The 17,976-nt window shown below is 47.1% G+C and carries 22 protein-coding genes; 14 read left to right on the plus strand and 8 right to left on the minus strand.

The window, feature by feature from the left end:
* Window positions 1-35: 35 nt before the first annotated feature.
* Both ACTHY5_RS04030 and degS read left to right on the plus strand, forming a co-directional pair.
* Complete coding sequence (locus ACTHY5_RS04030) at window positions 36-1,394, plus strand: Do family serine endopeptidase (protein WP_441876719.1); 1,359 nt, start codon at window positions 36-38, stop codon at window positions 1,392-1,394.
* Window positions 1,395-1,671: 277 nt separating this feature from the next.
* Window positions 1,672-2,769: an outer membrane-stress sensor serine endopeptidase DegS gene (degS, locus tag ACTHY5_RS04035; protein ID WP_441876722.1), complete on the plus strand. Its 1,098-nt coding sequence runs from the start codon at window positions 1,672-1,674 to the stop codon at window positions 2,767-2,769.
* Window positions 2,770-2,906: 137 nt separating this feature from the next.
* Here degS and murA read toward each other — a convergent pair whose 3' ends face one another.
* Genes murA through mlaF form a run of 7 tightly spaced genes read right to left on the minus strand, consistent with a single transcriptional unit; the run spans window position 2,907 to window position 7,419 of the window.
* Window positions 2,907-4,163 (minus strand): UDP-N-acetylglucosamine 1-carboxyvinyltransferase, encoded by a 1,257-nt coding sequence (gene murA, locus ACTHY5_RS04040; RefSeq protein WP_441876725.1) that lies wholly within the window; start codon window positions 4,161-4,163, stop codon window positions 2,907-2,909.
* 13 nt (window positions 4,164-4,176) lie between these two features.
* Window positions 4,177-4,437 (minus strand): BolA family protein, encoded by a 261-nt coding sequence (locus tag ACTHY5_RS04045; RefSeq protein WP_441876728.1) that lies wholly within the window; start codon window positions 4,435-4,437, stop codon window positions 4,177-4,179.
* On the minus strand, window positions 4,424-4,708 hold the full coding sequence (locus ACTHY5_RS04050; RefSeq protein ID WP_441876731.1) for an STAS domain-containing protein: 285 nt from the start codon (window positions 4,706-4,708) through the stop codon (window positions 4,424-4,426). The genes ACTHY5_RS04045 and ACTHY5_RS04050 overlap by 14 nt, the downstream gene beginning before the upstream one ends.
* Window positions 4,705-5,343, minus strand: coding sequence for a phospholipid-binding protein MlaC (gene mlaC / locus ACTHY5_RS04055; RefSeq protein WP_441876733.1), 639 nt, complete (start codon window positions 5,341-5,343; stop codon window positions 4,705-4,707). The genes ACTHY5_RS04050 and mlaC overlap by 4 nt, the downstream gene beginning before the upstream one ends.
* 26 nt (window positions 5,344-5,369) lie before the next feature.
* Window positions 5,370-5,843: an outer membrane lipid asymmetry maintenance protein MlaD gene (mlaD, locus tag ACTHY5_RS04060; protein WP_441876736.1), complete on the minus strand. Its 474-nt coding sequence runs from the start codon at window positions 5,841-5,843 to the stop codon at window positions 5,370-5,372.
* 6 nt (window positions 5,844-5,849) lie between these two features.
* Complete coding sequence (gene mlaE, locus ACTHY5_RS04065) at window positions 5,850-6,629, minus strand: lipid asymmetry maintenance ABC transporter permease subunit MlaE (RefSeq protein WP_441876739.1); 780 nt, start codon at window positions 6,627-6,629, stop codon at window positions 5,850-5,852.
* On the minus strand, window positions 6,619-7,419 hold the full coding sequence (gene mlaF / locus ACTHY5_RS04070; RefSeq protein WP_441876742.1) for a phospholipid ABC transporter ATP-binding protein MlaF: 801 nt from the start codon (window positions 7,417-7,419) through the stop codon (window positions 6,619-6,621). The genes mlaE and mlaF overlap by 11 nt, the downstream gene beginning before the upstream one ends.
* A gap of 224 nt (window positions 7,420-7,643) precedes the next feature.
* On the opposite strand from mlaF, the gene ACTHY5_RS04075 reads away from it, so the two are divergent.
* The 11 genes from ACTHY5_RS04075 to mgtE are packed head-to-tail and all read left to right on the plus strand — an operon-like array spanning window position 7,644 to window position 15,739.
* Window positions 7,644-8,618 (plus strand): KpsF/GutQ family sugar-phosphate isomerase, encoded by a 975-nt coding sequence (locus tag ACTHY5_RS04075; RefSeq protein WP_441876745.1) that lies wholly within the window; start codon window positions 7,644-7,646, stop codon window positions 8,616-8,618.
* On the plus strand, window positions 8,618-9,169 hold the full coding sequence (gene kdsC / locus ACTHY5_RS04080) for a 3-deoxy-manno-octulosonate-8-phosphatase KdsC (protein WP_441876748.1): 552 nt from the start codon (window positions 8,618-8,620) through the stop codon (window positions 9,167-9,169). Before ACTHY5_RS04075 ends, kdsC begins: the two co-directional genes overlap by 1 nt.
* Window positions 9,166-9,714 carry an LPS export ABC transporter periplasmic protein LptC gene (gene lptC / locus ACTHY5_RS04085; protein WP_441876751.1) on the plus strand — a complete coding sequence of 183 codons (549 nt, stop codon included), beginning with the start codon at window positions 9,166-9,168 and terminating at the stop codon, window positions 9,712-9,714. The genes kdsC and lptC overlap by 4 nt, the downstream gene beginning before the upstream one ends.
* Window positions 9,683-10,213, plus strand: coding sequence for a lipopolysaccharide transport periplasmic protein LptA (gene lptA / locus ACTHY5_RS04090; protein ID WP_441876754.1), 531 nt, complete (start codon window positions 9,683-9,685; stop codon window positions 10,211-10,213). The genes lptC and lptA overlap by 32 nt, the downstream gene beginning before the upstream one ends.
* A 2-nt stretch (window positions 10,214-10,215) precedes the next feature.
* Window positions 10,216-10,941, plus strand: a complete 726-nt coding sequence (gene lptB, locus ACTHY5_RS04095; protein ID WP_441876758.1) for an LPS export ABC transporter ATP-binding protein — start codon at window positions 10,216-10,218, stop codon at window positions 10,939-10,941.
* A 48-nt stretch (window positions 10,942-10,989) separates the two neighbouring features.
* Complete coding sequence (locus ACTHY5_RS04100) at window positions 10,990-12,441, plus strand: RNA polymerase factor sigma-54 (protein WP_441876760.1); 1,452 nt, start codon at window positions 10,990-10,992, stop codon at window positions 12,439-12,441.
* A 22-nt stretch (window positions 12,442-12,463) separates the two neighbouring features.
* On the plus strand, window positions 12,464-12,751 hold the full coding sequence (gene hpf, locus ACTHY5_RS04105) for a ribosome hibernation promoting factor (RefSeq protein WP_441876763.1): 288 nt from the start codon (window positions 12,464-12,466) through the stop codon (window positions 12,749-12,751).
* Window positions 12,752-12,753: 2 nt separating this feature from the next.
* Window positions 12,754-13,200, plus strand: coding sequence for a PTS IIA-like nitrogen regulatory protein PtsN (gene ptsN / locus ACTHY5_RS04110; protein WP_441876766.1), 447 nt, complete (start codon window positions 12,754-12,756; stop codon window positions 13,198-13,200).
* 9 nt (window positions 13,201-13,209) lie between these two features.
* Window positions 13,210-14,076, plus strand: a complete 867-nt coding sequence (gene rapZ, locus ACTHY5_RS04115) for an RNase adapter RapZ (RefSeq protein ID WP_441876769.1) — start codon at window positions 13,210-13,212, stop codon at window positions 14,074-14,076.
* Window positions 14,063-14,338, plus strand: a complete 276-nt coding sequence (locus ACTHY5_RS04120) for an HPr family phosphocarrier protein (RefSeq protein ID WP_441876771.1) — start codon at window positions 14,063-14,065, stop codon at window positions 14,336-14,338. The genes rapZ and ACTHY5_RS04120 overlap by 14 nt, the downstream gene beginning before the upstream one ends.
* A 39-nt stretch (window positions 14,339-14,377) precedes the next feature.
* On the plus strand, window positions 14,378-15,739 hold the full coding sequence (gene mgtE, locus ACTHY5_RS04125; protein ID WP_441876774.1) for a magnesium transporter: 1,362 nt from the start codon (window positions 14,378-14,380) through the stop codon (window positions 15,737-15,739).
* Window positions 15,740-15,915: 176 nt separating this feature from the next.
* Here the strand turns inward: mgtE and pmbA are convergent, their stop codons facing one another.
* Window positions 15,916-17,256 (minus strand): metalloprotease PmbA, encoded by a 1,341-nt coding sequence (gene pmbA / locus ACTHY5_RS04130; RefSeq protein ID WP_441876777.1) that lies wholly within the window; start codon window positions 17,254-17,256, stop codon window positions 15,916-15,918.
* A gap of 105 nt (window positions 17,257-17,361) precedes the next feature.
* Here pmbA and yjgA point away from each other — a divergent pair, with 105 nt between their 5' ends.
* Window positions 17,362-17,886: a ribosome biogenesis factor YjgA gene (gene yjgA, locus ACTHY5_RS04135; RefSeq protein ID WP_441876779.1), complete on the plus strand. Its 525-nt coding sequence runs from the start codon at window positions 17,362-17,364 to the stop codon at window positions 17,884-17,886.
* Window positions 17,887-17,976: the final 90 nt, after the last annotated feature.

Below are 17,976 nucleotides of genomic sequence, written 5' to 3' on the forward strand. Positions count from 1 at the left end.
TTTCTTAATGCATCGGTCTACTTAGGAGTATTTATATGACAACTCGACTTTCTTTAATGCCTGCGCTGGTATTAAGCCTAAGCATGGCACTACTACCTAATGTGCAGGCAGCGCTGCCCTTAAGTGCGGCCAACGAGGTTCGCAGTCTAGCTCCCATACTCGAAAAAGTAACACCGGCTGTGGTTAATATCTCTGTTTCTGGTAGTAAAGTTAGCCAACAAACTCTTCCCGATGCTTTTCAATTTTTCTTTGGTCCCAATGGTCCTGGCCAGCAGCTGCAAGAAAGACCCTTTCAGGCTTTAGGCTCTGGGGTGATTATTGATGCCAAAGAGGGTTATGTGATCACCAATAACCACGTGATCAGTGATGCGGATGAAATTTTAATCACCTTGATTGATGGTCAAGAATATAAAGCCGAGCTGATTGGCAGCGACAAGCAAAGTGATATCGCCTTATTAAAAGTAGAGGCCAAAAACTTAGTAGAAATTACTTATGCCGACTCAGACCAATTACGAGTGGGTGACTTTGCTATTGCGATTGGTAACCCCTTTGGTTTGGGCCAAACTGTGACGTCTGGCATTATCAGTGCTTTGGGTCGCTCAGGGTTGAATGTGGGTAATTTAGAAAACTTTATTCAAACCGATGCTGCCATCAACTCAGGTAACTCAGGCGGCGCTTTACTCGACTTAGAAGGCAATTTGGTGGGGATTAATACCGCGATCCTTGGCCCAGGTGGCGGTAATATTGGCATTGGCTTTGCTATACCTGCCAATATGGTGAAAAACCTAACCGAGCAAATATTAGAGTTTGGTGAAGTGCGTCGTGGTGTCTTGGGTGTGATGGGCGGTGAGCTTACCTCTGAGCTAGCACGCACCTTTGGCTATCGCAGTCAGCATGGTGCTTTTGTTAGCCAAGTTATTGAAGGCTCTTCTGCAGACAAAGCCGGCCTTAAAGCCGGTGATATCATTATTAGCCTTAACAACAAGCCCGTACGATCCTTTGGTGAGTTACGCGCTAAAGTCGCAACTACAGGGGCTGACAAAACAGTCACACTGGGCTTATTCCGTGACGGTAAAAAGCAAAATGTTGATGTCACTCTGGCCCATGCCGACAGTGACACCATTGCCGCCGATACCTTAAATGAAGCGCTAAAAGGTGCGACTTTATCTAAAACAGATGATAAAGATAGCACCAAAGGCGTTAAAATAACTGAAGTTTCACCACGCAGCCCTGCCGCCAGAGCCGGCCTAGAAGAAGGCGATATAATTATTGGTGTAAACCGCAAGCGGGTAAAAAACTTAAATGAATTACGTAAAATTATTCAAGATAAGCCCGATGTAATTGCGTTAAATATTCAGCGCAACAATTCATCACTGTATTTAGTGTTACGCTGAGCTTGCACAAAAGGTCAGTAAAATAACTAAATGCTGTTAGTTCGCAACCAAAAGCAGTGCTTAGCACTGCTTTTTTTATTTTTGATAGCCAGCACACTTTACTAGCAAACAATAAAGAAAACAGATCATCTTCGTTACCCTGAAAAATGTCTTATACCGACCTAGAAAACGAACTACGCTCCCACACACGCAACACTAACTATTCTGTCTCGCTCGGAACTGTTTGCTTTATGTTATGCTGTTGATCCCTTGCCATCAGCTGACTTTGATTGTTTTTATGCGCCTACCTTCGCTTATAACATTTTTTCTTCAGGCCGCCGCCTTCGGCACGCTGATGGCGCTATTGCTGCTGCTGCTCTTTCCGCAACTTAAAAACCAGCCTTTTGAGCATTGGTGGCGTAACCAACAAGTGGGTATATCTAGTTTCTCTTATGCCGCTAATCGTGCTGGGCCTGCGGTAGTCAATATTTACACCCGTAGCTTTCAACATGACAAGCAAGCGCCCCAGTTAAGTGCTACCAGTTTAGGCTCTGGGGTTATCATGTCGAAAAAAGGTTATGTACTAACCAATTATCATGTGATTGCAGATGCCGATCAGGTCATTGTGGCATTGCAAGACGGTCGTATTCTTAATGGTGAGGTCATCGGCTTTGATGTGCCTACCGACTTAGCGGTGTTAAAAATTACTGCCGAGCAATTGCCGGTAATCCCACAAGATAATGAGTTAGCTCCACAAGTTGGCGATATTGTGCTGGCCATTGGCAACCCTTATAACGTGGGGCAAACCATTACCCAAGGTATTATTAGTGCCACTGGACGCGCGGGCTTATCTAGCATGGGCCCAGACAGCAATGGTCGCCAAGACTTACTGCAAACCGACGCCGCCATTAACGCTGGTAACTCAGGTGGCGCGCTAATTAATGTGTACGGTGAAATCGTCGGTATTAACACCGCCTCATTTCAAAGTTTGGCACATCAAGAAAGCTACGGCATTAACTTTGCTATTCCTTATGCCTTAGCAGATCGTATTATGCAGGAGTTAATTAGTCATGGTCGCGTCATTCGTGGTTATTTAGGGATAAGTGGTGCCGATATTCCGCCGATGATGGCGCAATTGCTAAAGATGGGGAAGCGCACGGGCTTGTTTGTAGAAGGCCTTAATGAACAAGGTCCAGCAGCTAAGGCCGGTATTAAAAAAGAAGATGTATTATTAAAAATTAACGACCAGCCAATCCTCAATACCCGTCATGCCATGGATAAAGTCGCAGAAACCCATCCAGGAGACGTTATTAACATCACCTTACTACGTGATGGCAAATTATTAACCCTACCTATTACCGTAGAAGAAGATAACCGCTTTCAACGCTTGCGCTAGCCCCAACCCTATGGAAAGCCGTAAGCTGTCAGTCAAAACTTAAACACAAAAATGGCCCAGATGTATTACATCTGGGCCATTTTGAGTTGTTAAGCTGTACAGCTGATAGCTTACGGCTGACCGCTTAAGGCTGTGCGTTAAGCTTTAATGCGTTCGATCTTACCGCCTAAGGCTGACAGCTTATCTTCAATAAACTCATAGCCGCGATCGATATGATAAATACGATCAACCGTAGTGCTGCCGTGTGCCACAAAGCCGGCCAATACTAAGCTTGCAGAAGCTCGTAAGTCGGTCGCCATCACAGTAGCACCAGAGAGTTGCTCTGTATCATCACAAATTGCCATATTACCATTTAGCTCGATACTGGCTCCCATGCGATTTAGCTCAGGAACGTGCATAAAACGATTTTCAAAAATAGTTTCAGTAACACGACCTACCCCTTTAGCGACCGCATTGAGCACAGTAAATTGCGCCTGCATATCCGTCGGAAATGCAGGATATGGGGCGGTTTTAATATCGACCGGTTTTAATACCCGCTCTGTCATATTAAGACGGATCCAGTCTTCACCGGTTTCAATATCCGCGCCCGCTTCTTTTAGCTTTACCAAGACCGCTTCTAGCAAATTAGGCGCGGCATTAAGACAGGTGACATCGCCTCCCGTTACCGCCGCCCCGACTAAGAAGGTACCGGTTTCGATACGATCAGGCTGCACACTGTATTCACCGCCGTGCAGTGCCTCTACACCGTCGATAATCAGGGTATCTTGACCAATACCTTGTATTTTGGCGCCCAAGGTATTTAAGAAGTTTGCTAAATCAACGACTTCTGGTTCACGTGCCGCATTTTCAATGGTGGTGCGCCCTTTGGCTAATACCGCCGCCATCATCAGATTTTCGGTACCGGTCACGCTCACCATATCCATTAAAATATGTGCGCCCTGCAAACGTCCATTTACCCGCGCTTTAATGTAGCCATCTTCTACGCGAATATCAGCGCCCATTTGCTCTAGGCCGTGAATATGCAAGTTAACCGGGCGCGCGCCAATAGCACAACCACCAGGCAAAGAAACATCGGCTTTACCAAAACGGGCGACAAGCGGGCCTAATGCTAAAATAGACGCGCGCATAGTGCGTACTAACTCATAAGGGGCTATGTGGCTATTAACAGCACCGGATATCACATATTGCTTATCTTGCTCGGCTACGGTTAAGCCCATAGAGGCCAAAAGCTGTAGCGTGGTATCCACGTCTTTTAACTTGGGTACATTAGATAAAGTGACTGTTTCATCACATAACAGGGTGCCAAATAATATCGGCAAAGCTGCGTTTTTAGCACCAGAAATAGTGACGTTTCCAGTAAGCCGACATGGCCCTTGTATTATAAATTTATCCATTTAGGTTCCCGCCTTAGGAAGGCATAATAAATTTGCGTTCTCGAGCCCACTGCTCGGGAGTAAACGTTTTTACGGTTAGCGCATGAATGGTGTTGTCTGCAATCAACTCCCGTAATGGTCCATTAATGGCTTGCTGTCGCTTTAAGCGACTCATCTCAGCAAACTCAGCAGAGATAGCAATCACATTACAGTGATTACCTTCACTTTTAACATAGAGTTCATCTAAAGGCAGCGCCTGCCGTAATAGTTGTTCTACTTGATTATTCAGTTCCATTTTGGCTCCCGGCAGGGGTGTCGGTTAGCTCAAAAAAAGAGCTAACTCCATATAAATCAGCAAGAGGATAAAAGCTGGCAGGGGGAGTTAACAGCACGAGTGGCTGTTGTTCTGCCGCTAATGCTTGGCTCCATTGCACTAAAAATGCTAAACCAACAGTATCTATCTCACTTAAACCACTTAAATCGGCTTGGCGATGAGTAAACAGGGTTTGGCACTGCGCCCAATAAGACGCAATATACTGGCGTGTTAATGGCTCGGTCAGCTTCATTCTTTACGTTCCAAGGGAGTAACCGGCTTGTTGGTATGAGCATGTAACTCTTGAGTGACTTGCTCAATTCCTTTTTGACGAATAAGGCCGCTGAGTTCACCTTGCTTTGCAGACAACAAGCTAATGCCCTCAGCAATCATGTCAAATACGCGCCACTCGCCAGTACGATTATTTTTGCGCAGCTTAAACTCCAGCTGAATAGTCGGCTTGTTTGGCTCTAATACCGCCACCGGAATAGAGACCAATTTGTCTTCATCCGTTACCTGACCGGTACCAATATCTAAGGTTTGATCGTCATACGCGGCCAGTGCATCAGCATAAGTTACCACTAAATACTCACTAAAGGCGTCTACAAACTGTTCCCGTTGCTCTGCCGTGGTGTCGTTAAGTTGCTTACCAATAACCCGATAGGCAGAAAAGCGTACATCTACTCCCGGTAGCATTTCTTCGCGCACTATAGTGCGCAAGTACTTAGGGTCAGCCTTAATTTTTTGCTGTTCGTTATTAAGTCTATCAAAAGTGCTTTGTGCCACTTCGTCCATTAGCTGATACGGGTTTTCTAACGTTAAGGCAGTAGCCAAAGGTGCCCAAGTACCGGCTATTAATAGTAGACCTGAAACTAATAATTTTTTCATTGTGTGCTCCAATAAGGTGCTACGGCTTAGTTATCACCAATAGAATAAATAAACTTGCCAATCAGCTCTTCTAACACTAATGCAGATTGAGTATCAGTAATAAAGTCTCCATCGCTTAACATACCAATCCCCATGTCTTCGTCGGCAAAGCCTGGGCTCAACCCTAAGTATTGCTCACCTAATAGGCCTGAGGTTTGAATGGCCGCCGTGCTGCTTTCAGAAAAATCACCTGCGCTGCGGCTCACCGTTAACGTAATAACCGGTACTTGGTCCTTTTCGTCAAGTTGTATATCGCTTACTCGGCCTACCACAACCCCTCCCACTTTAATGGGTGAGCGTACTTTTAGTCCGCCAATATTATCGAACTTAGCATAAAGCGTGTAAGTCTCGCCTTGCCCCTTAACATTCACTCCAGCCACTTTAAATGCCAGCAGTAATAGGGCACCAATTCCGGCTAGCATAAAGCAGCCAACACTTAATTCTAATTTGCTGTATTTCATCTCATTTTATCCAAACATGACGACGGTAAGCACAAAGTCGAGCCCCAATACCGCCAAAGAAGAATGAACCACAGTACGGGTCGTGGCTTGACTGATCCCTGCTGCAGTTGGCTTGGTATCAATACCATTAAACAACGCAATCCAGGTTACAACGAGGGCAAATACCAAACTCTTGATAAAGCCTTGCATTATATCTTGATTAAACTCCACCGCCGATTGCATAGCAGACCAAAATCCGCCTTCATCAACGCCTAACCAGTCTACGCCAACTAATTTAGCCCCCCAAATACCAACAAGGCTAAACATCAGCGCCAGTAAAGGCATACTGATCATGCCGGCCCAAAAACGCGGAGCCACCACTCGGCGCATCGGATCAATGCCCATCATTTCTAGACTGGATAACTGCTCTGTCGTTTTCATTAAACCAAGCTCAGCGGTAAGCGCCGATCCGGCCCGCCCTGCAAATAATAAACCAGTCACCACAGGACCTAATTCTCGCAGTAAAGACAGCGACACCAAAGGCCCCAGCATGCCATCGGCACCAAAGTCGACTAAAACGTTATAACCTTGTAGTGCCAGCACCATACCAATAAACAGGCCAGAGACTAAAATAATGGCAACCGACTGCACGCCCACCACGCGTAATTGCTCCACCAAGAGTGGAAAATGCTTTTTCGGTTGCGGGCGACCGACTAAGGCATGAGTTAGCATAATGCCGGCGCGTCCGCCCGCCGTCACACTGTCGATGCCACGACGGCCCAAGCGCCCTATTACATCAATCAACATGCGTTAACGACTCCCTAAATGATGGCGCTGGATAATGAAAGGCCACAGGCCCATCGGCCTCGCCTTGTAAAAACTGCACCAGCTGCGGATCCCGCTGCAAACGTAACTCTTCAGGGGTGCCCGCGGCTATGACTTTTTTATTGGCAATAATATAAGCATAATCTGCAATGCTCATCACCTCATCAACATCGTGGGTAACCACAATCGAGGTCAACCCTTGCGCCTTATTAAGCTCGGCAATGAGCTTTACCAACACCGCCATACTAATAGGATCTTGGCCAGCAAAAGGCTCATCATACATAATTAATTCAGGGTCTTGAGCAATCGCCCTGGCCAGCGCAGCACGCCGAGCCATACCACCAGATAACTCTGAGGGCATTAAATGTGCAGCACCACGCAATCCCACAGCTTCTAATTTCATTAACACTGTGGTTTCGATAATGGCATCAGGCAATCCACTGTGTTCGCGCAACGGAAACGCCACATTCTCAAATACCGACATGCCGGTAAATAAGGCGCCACTTTGAAAAAGCATTCCCATGCGCTGACGCTCTTGATACAAATGCGAGCGCCCCATGTTAGGGATAGACTGACCATCAAATAAAATCTCACCACTGTGTGGCTTAATCTGGCCGCCAATTAAGCGTAACATGGTGGTTTTACCAATACCGCTCGGCCCCATAATGGCGGTAATTTTACCTTTAGGGATCTGCAGGTTAATACGGTCGTATAAGGTCCGATCACCGTGGCCAAAGCAAAGATCCTTTATTTCTACTAGGTTCTGGCTCAAACTGATTCCCCAATGAAAAGAAGGAATTGTATGAGTTCCCCGATCGTTCAGCAACCCAAAAGCGCCATAGCTTGCATTCAGCTCCCTGTTCTCATCTTTAAACACCTCAGTGAGGCGCCAAGCCTTGACGTCAATACCGCCAGAAATGCTAACTGGTTATTTTGTTAGTCGCATATCATCACCAGCTTTTCTATAATAGAGGCGCCCTACCTGCGGAGAACAAGATGACAGCGGAATTTGATTACCAAAAAACAGCCCAACGTGTACTCGATATTGAAAAAGCCGCCATTGATGGCTTATACCAGTATTTGGATCACGCTTTTAATCAAGCTTGTAGCCTAATGTTACACTGCACCGGTAAGATCGTCGTCACCGGCATGGGAAAATCGGGCCACATCGGCCATAAAATAGCCGCAACGTTAGCCAGCACAGGGACACCGGCTTTTTTTGTCCACCCCGGCGAAGCCAGCCATGGTGACTTAGGCATGATTGGCAAAGATGATGTGGTGATTGCCTTGTCTAACTCGGGTGAAAGCAGTGAAATTATTGCTCTATTACCTGTGCTTAAGCGCCGCGGTATTCCACTGGTGTGCCTTACCGGTAACCCCGCATCAACCATGGCGCGAGAAGCAAATTTTCATTTATGCACCCACGTAGAACAAGAAGCTTGTCCATTAGGCTTGGCCCCTACAGCCAGTACCACAGCCGCACTGGTGATGGGCGATGCATTAGCAGTGTCATTACTCGAAGCGCGTGGCTTTACGGCCAACGACTTTGCACTTAGCCACCCTGGTGGAGCATTAGGCAAACGCTTGTTATTGCGGGTCGCCGACATAATGCACCAAGGCAATAGTGTGCCTAAGGTAACACTCAATACCCTTATAATTGATGCGCTACTGGAAATTGGTCGCACCGGTTTAGGCTTTAGTGCCGTGGTTGATGAACAAGCGCGTTTAGTCGGTATTTATACCGACGGCGATTTACGCCGTACTCTGGATCAAAAGATAGATGTGCACCACACTATGATTAAGCAAGTGATGACAACAAGCTGCACCACAGTCCATGCCGGCATGCTCGCAGCAGAAGCGGTACAGCTAATGGAAGAGAAAAAAATCAGCGGCCTGCTGGTGCTCAATGAAGATCACCAGCCCATTGGGGCCTTTAATATGCATGATGTATTGTTGGCAGGAGTTATTTAATGGAAGAGTCTGGCTTATATGGTCCTGTAGCCACCACAGTATGGCGCAACTTGGCTAAAGTGCAGTTACTGATTTGTGATGTAGACGGTGTGTTATCTGACGGTAATATTTACTTGGGCAACCAAGGTGAAGAATACAAGAGTTTTAATACCAAAGACGGTTTTGGCATAAAAGCCCTGCAAAATATTGGCATCACAGTGGCTATTATAACGGGGCGCAACTCCACCATAGTCGCCGAGCGCATGGCCTCACTGGGTGTAGAGCATGTTTATCAAGGGCAAAGCGATAAGATGCAAGGCTATCACGCTCTCATGACCGACTTACACCTAACCCCAGAGCAGGTTGCCTATATTGGCGATGATGTAGTGGACTTACCGGTAATGCAACACTGCGCCTTGGGTGTCGCTGTGGCTGATGCGCACCCTAAAGTGCGCCAGCAGGCAGACTATGTGACTCACTTAAAAGGTGGCCAAGGGGCGGTACGTGAACTGTGTGATTTGATACTAGAAGCCCGAGGACAATTAGCTCATGCCCAAGGTATGAGTATATGAGCCGTCAAACGGGGTGGTTTTTCGGCCTATTTGTATTGGCATTAGCCTGCTGGCAGTGGTTTAAACCCAGTGATGAACAAGTGATTACCCAGCAGAACTATCAACCTGATTTTATCGCCAAAAATTTGGTGAGTGTGCAATATAACAAACTGGGGTTGCCCTATCGTGGATTAGAGGCCGAATACGCCGAGCACTACCAACCACTGGCCATGACCCTAATGGAAAAACCTGTTATCTTGCTTTATTCACCTAGTGGCCAGCCCCAATGGCAACTGAGTGGTGATGAAGGCATGTTAAATACAGACGACAACCTGGTGTTAAACGGCACTGTGGTAGGTAAAGGGCTGCAAGCGAACAGCCCCGTCAAAACTTTAACAACCGAATATCTCGAGCTGGACTTTATTAATAACCAATTGCGATCTAATCAAGTAGTACAGTTAACTAGCCCAAACTATCAGGCACAAGGCAGAGGTTTGCTTGGCAAAATCGATCAACAAACGGTGGAATTACTGCATGATACCCAAGCAACGTATATTACTCCTTAGCGTGAGTAGCCTGTTAGCATTGAGCCTCAATGGGGCTCATGCTAAAGAGTCTGACTATAATCAGGCAGTCACTATTGATGCGGGTCGTCAACTCGTTGAACTGGCAGACAACAAAGTGACCTTCACTGATAAAGTGGTAGTAAAACAAGGTACCTTAGATGTGCGTGCCAGTAAGTTAGTGGTGATTCGTAATGATAAAGGCCTGCAATCTATGACGGCCTATGGCGCTCCTGCCACCTATTACCAAGTGTTAGACAGTGGCGAGCCAATAAGAGCTCAAGCTAATCAGATTAATTACGATATAACGTCTCGCACCATGACACTGCTAAACAATGCACAAATCAAGCAAAACGATAATATAGTGACGGGTTATCGTATTCGTTATTTTATCGACAAAGAGCAAATGGAAGCCGAAAGCCAAGGCGGGCAAGATCGGGTAACCACAGTGTTTTTGCCTGAAAAGCAACAAAAATCGACTAAAGATGAGGCTCAAAAGTAATCATGGCCACGCTAAAAGCGCGCAATCTCCAAAAAAGTTACAAAGGGCGTCAGGTAGTAGCTGATGTCAGTATGACAGTAAATACCGGCCAAATTGTTGGTCTGCTTGGCCCCAATGGCGCCGGCAAGACCACCTCTTTTTATATGATTGTGGGCTTAGTACAAAGCGATGCCGGCAGTATCGCCATAGATGAACAAGATATTAGTCATCAACCCATGCACTTACGGGCCCGCAGTGGCATTGGTTATTTACCGCAAGAAGCGTCTATCTTTCGCCGTTTAAGTGTATCTAATAACATAATGGCGGTATTAGAAACACGCAAAGATTTAAGCTCAGACGAGCGCACAGAAAAAATGGAACAACTACTCGAAGAGTTTAATATTACCCATATTCGAGATAATACCGGCATGAGCTTGTCCGGTGGTGAGCGCAGACGAGTGGAGATTGCCCGCGCACTCGCCGCTGATCCCCGCTTTATTTTGTTGGATGAACCTTTTGCCGGTGTCGATCCTATATCAGTACTCGATATTAAAAAAATTATATTGCACCTGCGAGACAGAGGCTTAGGCGTGTTAATTACCGACCACAATGTGCGTGAAACGCTTGATGTGTGTGAACGCGCCTATATTGTTAGCCAAGGCCACCGTATAGCCGCTGGCACACCAGCCGAAATACTTAATAATGAACAGGTCAAGAAAGTCTATCTTGGTGAGCAATTTAGCCTCTAACGGCACCGCTGTAGCCATTCGCGGTTGATATGGAAGGACTTTTTTACAATGAAGCCAATTCTTCAATTACGCATGGGCCAGCAGCTGACCATGACGCCTCAGCTGCAACAGGCCATTCGCCTGTTGCAGCTATCGAGCTTGGAGTTGCAACAAGAAATTCAACTTGCACTTGATAATAACCCCCTGCTTGAGCAAGAGGAGCAAGACGAACAGAGCGAGGCAGAATCTCAAACAGCAGCCCCTCAGCAAAATGATCAGCTAGCCACCGACAAAGCGATGGAACAGCACCAGCTATCAGATGATTTGCCAATGGACACCCAGTGGGAGGAAATTTACACCGCTTCGTCTGGTAGTACTAACGCAGGCTTACCTGAAGGCATGGACGATACGGTGTACCAAGGGGAAACAACCGAAACCTTACAAGATTACCTGTTATGGCAGATGCAACTGACCCCCTTTAGCGATACCGACCAAGCTATCGCCTTAGCGATTATTGATGCCATTGACGACGCCGGCTATCTCAGCCTAGATATAGACGCCCTATTAGCCAGCGTATCAGGTGGGGAGCAGCATATTGAAGCAGACGAGGTGGAGGCGGTACTTAAACGTATTCAACATTTTGATCCTTTAGGTGTTGCAGCACGCAGCGTACAAGAGTGCTTATCAATTCAACTCCATGCCCTGCCCCACGACACCCCATGGCTAAGTGATGCCCTAGCAGTGCTTGAGCATCACATGGATTTGCTAGGTAACCGCGATTACCGTACCTTGCAGCGTAAGGCCTGCCTTAAAGAAAATGAGCTAAGAGACGTATTAGCGCTAATTCAACAGCTTGAGCCGAGGCCGGGTAGTCGCATACTGCAGTCAAACTCTGAATATGTAATCCCCGATGTAGTGGTCAGCAAACGCAAAGGCACTTGGGTGGCCGAACTAAATACAGATGCAATGCCAAAGGTGCGACTAAACCAAACCTATGCCGCTATGGCAAGCAGTGCGAAGGGCACAGAAGATAGCCAGTACATTCGCAACCACCTGCAAGATGCTAAGTGGTTTATCAAAAGCCTAGAAAGCCGAAATGAGACCTTACTCAAGGTTGCTAATTGTATTGTTGACCAACAACAGGCATTCTTTGAGTATGGAGCAGAGGCCATGAAACCCATGGTGCTCAATCAAGTGGCCGATGTGGTAGAAATGCACGAATCCACCATCTCGCGAGTGACCACACAAAAATTTTTACACACGCCAAGAGGCGTGTTTGAGCTGAAGTATTTTTTCTCCAGCCATGTAGGAACCGAAAGCGGCGGAGAATGTTCATCCACCGCTATTCGTGCTTTAATCAAAAAATTAGTCGGAGCAGAAAACCCGGTTAAGCCGTTGAGTGATAGCAAAATTGCTCAACTGCTGGCTGAGCAAGGGATAAAGGTGGCGAGACGCACCATCGCTAAATATCGAGAGTCGCTGGCCATCCCCCCTTCCAATCAACGTAAACGCCTGATGTAGGCCGACCTAGAAGGAAGACATTATGCAAATAAATTTGACTGGACACCATGTAGATATCACAGACTCATTACGTGATTATGTTAACAGCAAGTTCTCTCGTCTAGAGCGCCATTTTGATAATATAACCAACGCACACGTCGTTCTTACCCTAGAAAAAGTGCAAAAAGTAGCTGAAGCAAGAATACTGCTTAGCGGCGGTGAAATTTTCGCCAACGCAGAAAGTGAAGATATGTACGCCGCGATAGACAGCTTAATTGATAAGCTCGATCGCCAAGTCATTAAACACAAAGAGAAGCTTAAGCAAAAATAACCATGGAAGTCGCCGATATATTAAGCAGGGATTGCACGCGCAGTGCAATCCCCTGCACAAGCAAAAAACGCGCTCTGGAAATCATCAGTGAACTAGCCGCCCAGCATCTTAACGTTAACAGCCAGCAGTTATTTGACTGCCTGTTAGCCAGAGAAAAAATGGGTACCACCGGCATAGGTAATGGCATTGCCATTCCTCATGGCCGTATTAGTGATGATAACCAAGCCACCGCCGTGTTACTGACCTTTGCTGAACCAGTAGAGTTTGATGCTATTGATAATCAGCCGGTCAGTTTAGTATTTGCACTGCTTGTACCTGAACAAGAGTGTAAGCAACATCTTAAAACACTGTCATTGATTGCCGAAAAGCTCAGTGACAAACAGATTTGCAAACAGCTACGTCAAGCCAGTAGTGATGACGAGCTCCATCAAATCATGATTTCTTCTTAAGGGGGAACTATGCAGCTGGTAATCGTCAGTGGTCGTTCTGGTTCGGGAAAAACCGTCGCGTTACGGGTACTTGAGGATTTAGGCTATTATTGTGTCGATAACCTGCCGGTAGAGCTCTTACCCGATTTGGTTAAAATGCGGCGCAACAAGCCCGGCGAAGTAGCTGTGAGTGTTGACGTACGTAACCTCCCCGACAGTAATGAAAAAATGGAAAGCTGTTTAGACCAAGTTCGTAATATAGAAGGTGTAAGCCTATCAAATATCTTTATTGATGCCGATAATGCCGCACTTATTCGCCGCTTTGGTGATACCCGCAGGCTACACCCTCTGTCTCGGCTCAGCCTCACACTGGATGAAGCTATTCGCCAAGAGACCCACCTATTAGCGCCTTTATCATCGGCGGCTGATTTGCGCATTGATACCTCAGATCTCAGTATTCATGACTTAAGCGAAATTATCCGCGCTCGAATATTGGGTAAAAAGGAACGTGAATTAAACTGGGTGTTTGAATCCTTTGGCTATAAATTTGGTATCTCTCAAGATGCTGATTTTGTATTTGATGCCCGTTTTTTACCTAACCCACACTGGATTGCCGAATTGAGGCCTTTTACTGGCCAAGATGAGCCTGTGGCTAATTATTTAAATAGCCAGCTTGAAGTGAGCAAATACCGCTGGCAAATAGAAAACCTCCTGGTCACTTGGATGCCGCATCTTGAGCGTAACAACCGCAGTTATGTCACTGTGGCCATTGGCTGTACTGGAGGTAAACACAGATCTGTATATCTGGTAGAGCAATTAGCTGCCTCGTTTAAAAAAATGGGTAAGAGTGTGCAACTGCGCCACCGTACCTTGGAAAAACACCATGCGGAGAATTGAGCGTGATCTCAAAATTGTCAATAAACTCGGATTACATGCTCGCGCCGCTATTCAGCTAGTACAAGTCACCGAGCAATTTGATGCCATAGTGACCGTATGCAGCCACGAAAAACAAGCCCCCGCTAACAGCGTTATGGGGCTGCTGATGCTTGAAACCGCTCAGGGTCACGCCATTCGGGTCGTGGCAGAAGGACAAGATGCCGAGGCGGCAATGGATGCTGTTTCACGCCTCGTCGCCGACCGCTTCAATGAGGCAGAATAACGGCTTAATGAGCTGTTTTAAAATAAAGCGGGAGCATTGATGTCAGATCCATCAGACAAACCTAGTCCAGCAGAACATTTAGATACTATCAATCAAGCACTTAATAGTGGCATGTTCGTGCATGTTCGCCGCCAGTTACAACAAATGCGCCCAGGTGATGTAGCCTGGTTACTAGAAGCCTCCCCTACCCCCAGCCGTAAAGTATTTTGGCAACTGATTGATCCCGACGAATACGGTGAAATACTAGAAGAGCTCTCAGAAGAAGTCAGAGACGGCATTATCCGGCTGATGGACGCTGATAAGCTGGCCAGCGCACTCGAAGACATGGAATCGGATGATCTGGCTGATGTATTGCGCGATCTCCCCGAGCAATTACTAAATCAAGTACTGACGCAAATGGATGAGCAAGACAGGCTGCGCGCCAAGCAGGCACTGTCTTATCCAGAAGACACAGCCGGCTCTATGATGAGCACTGAGTTCATCAGCTTGCGGGCAGATATTAGTATTGAAGTGGTCTTGCGCTACTTACGTTTGCATCACGAGTTACCCGAAGGCACAGATACCTTATATGTGGTGGATAAAAACAATCGTTTATTAGGTGATATATCCCTAGCTCGCCTGTTAGTGCAAGACCCTAATACCTTAGTTGCCGACGCCATGGACACCCAAGTAGAAGCCATTCCGCTGCTTATGACAGATACCGAAGCGGCCAACCTTTTTGAACGACACGACTGGCTATCGGCACCAGTTGTCGATCAGAACTACCAACTACTGGGTCGGATCACCATAGATGATGTGGTGGATATTATTCGAGAAGATGGCGAGCATACCATGATGGGGATGGCGAACATGGATGACGACGAAGATACCTTCGCCCCAGTCACCACCAGTGCTAAACGCCGCTCTATTTGGCTTACCGTTAATTTAGGGACAGCGCTATTAGCCGCCAGCGTGTCTAATATGTTTGAAGACACCCTATCGCAATTGGCAACCCTAGCCGTCTTAATGACCATAGTGCCGTCTATGGGGGGCATTGCCGGCAACCAAACGTTAGCCTTGGTGATCCGCGGCATGGCTGTGGGACATATCGGAGACAGTAACGCCCGCTGGTTGCTCACCAAGGAAGCATTAGTTGGGCTTATTAATGGCTTATTGTGGGCAGTGATGGTGGCGTTAGTGGTGGCCTTTTGGAAAGATAGCTGGAAAATTGGCGTAGTGCTGGGCTTGGCGATGTTTATTAATTTGTCGGTGGCCGGTATAGCAGGCGCCGCGATCCCCATGATTATGCGCAAGTTCAATATCGACCCTGCCCTCGCCGGCTCAATGGCCCTTAACACTATTACCGACATTATCGGCTTGTTATCTTTCTTAGGGCTCGCCACCTTAATGCTCATTAACTAATGCCGCGCGTACGCTTTACGCGAAACAACACGGCAATCTATAGAAAAATCGGCGGCTCTTTTTGGGCCCAAATAAAAAGCACCGCCCCTTAGGTGCGGTGCTTTTTGCTTACAGCTGCCCGAAGGGCTATGTTTTATCGGTAGCTAGGTGCTTGGCGCCGGGCGCTCGGCGCTGCCCTACTGCCCCCCAATTTTCATTTCATCAATCAATACCGAGCCGGTACGCAGACTAGAGCGTAACTCGGTATCTGTACCTACGGCTTGAATACCGGCAAACATATCTTTTAAATTGCCGGCTATGGTGAGCTCTTCTACCGGATAGGCAATTTCTCCGTTCTCAACCCAAAAACCGGCCGCGCCTCGTGAGTAATCACCGGTGACAATATTGACCCCTTGGCCCATCATTTCTGTCACCAAAAGACCGGTTCCCATCATTTTTAGCAACTGCGCTAGACTTTGGCCGGTATTGGCGATTGTCCAGTTATGAATACCACCGGCATGGCCTGTCGGCTCCATATCCATTTTACGTGCGGCATAGCTGGGTAATAAATAGCTTTGCAAACGACCTTGCTCAATAATACGACGCTCCAGCGTACGCACCCCTTCATTATCAAAGGGCGAGCTGGCTAAGCCCTTATGTAAATGCGGCTGCTCATGAATATCAAACCACTCAGGAAAAATACGCTCACCTAAGGTATCCAACAAAAAGGACGATTTGCGATATAAGTTACCGCCGCTGATGCCCATGACTAAGTGACCAAATAAACTGGCCGCCACATCAGGATGAAATAATACCGGTGCCCGCGTAGTGCCCACTTTACGCGCGCCTAAGCGCCCCAAAGTGCGGCTAACGGCTTCATCGGCCACCTGCTCGGGCGTCCATAAATCAGCAAACTGGCGTGCAGTGGTATAGCCATACTCTCGTTGCATGTCGCCATCTTGTTCACCAATTAGCACACAGCTCATACCAAAACGGCTGGCGGCATAGCCTTTAACAAACCCATGGCTGTTACCATAAACCTTAATGCCTAAAGTAGTCGAAAAGCTAGCACCATCTGACTGTTTAATACGCGCATCTTGCGCCAGTGCTTGCTGCTCACAGCGTAGCGCCAGTTCAATACCATCACTCGGCTCTAAGGGGTGCGGAAAACACAATTCTAATTCAGGGGCATCCCAAGCCAGCGCCTCACTCGGGGCTAAACCGGCAAAGGGATCTGCTGTGGTATAGCGAGAAATATCCATGGCAGCCGCCACAGTACGGGCGATGGCATCGGGGCGTAAATCAGACGTAGACGCAGAACCTTTACGACCATCTCTATAGACAGCTATACCTAAGGCGCCGTCTTTATTAAACTCAATATTTTCAAGCTCACTATTACGGGTATTCACCGATAAGCCGGTTTGCTTGCTGATCGAGACTTCGGCATTATCTGCGCCTAAGTGTTTAGCACTAGCAAGGGCTTGCTCTACTGCCAGCTCTAGCTGGCGTTGTTCATTTTTAATATCTTCTGGGGTCATAACTCATATCGCTGGCTCAGTTTGCAGTTAGCATAACAGACCCCTGCGCCCCTTGGGAGAAGCTGTTAATATATATGTAATTCTTAATAAAGACGGAAAAATACCATGCGCCACCATGATGATGCCCCATCACAAGATGAAGAAGATGATTGGGTCAGTAAAAGTCAATTGAAACGCGAAAGCTTGGCTCTTAGAAAGCTGGGGGAAACCTTAGTTAAGTTGAAGCCTCATGAACTGGCAAAAGTCCCGCTAAACGAAGATATAAAAGAAGCGGTGGAGCTGGCTCATCGCCTGCACAATAAGCGCGAAGGCTTACGCCGCCACATGTCTTATCTGGGTAAGTTGCTGCGTGTTAACGATGTAAGTGAAATTCAAAAAGCCATTGCTGGTTTCGCTCATAAAGATACCACTGCAAATGCTAAGTTTCATAAGCTGGAGCTGTGGCGCGATCGCTTAATTAAAGAAGGCGATAAAGGCGTAAACGCCTTAATGTTTGAATATCGTCATCTTGACCGCCAAAAACTGCGCCAATTAGCTCGCGTGGGTCGTAAAGAGCTGGCAGCCGATCTGCCACCAGTGGCCTATCGGCAGCTGTTTCAATACTTAAAAGCCAATATTAAAGAAGAATAAAACACAGCACCGAGCCGTCAGCTGAAAACAACACACCGCCCCTATACCACGAAGCTACCTGTGAATGGGATTAGCAGGCAGCTCGGAGCT

It is taken from the genome of Oceanisphaera sp. (assembly GCF_052084945.1).
Lineage (GTDB): Bacteria > Pseudomonadota > Gammaproteobacteria > Enterobacterales > Aeromonadaceae > Oceanimonas.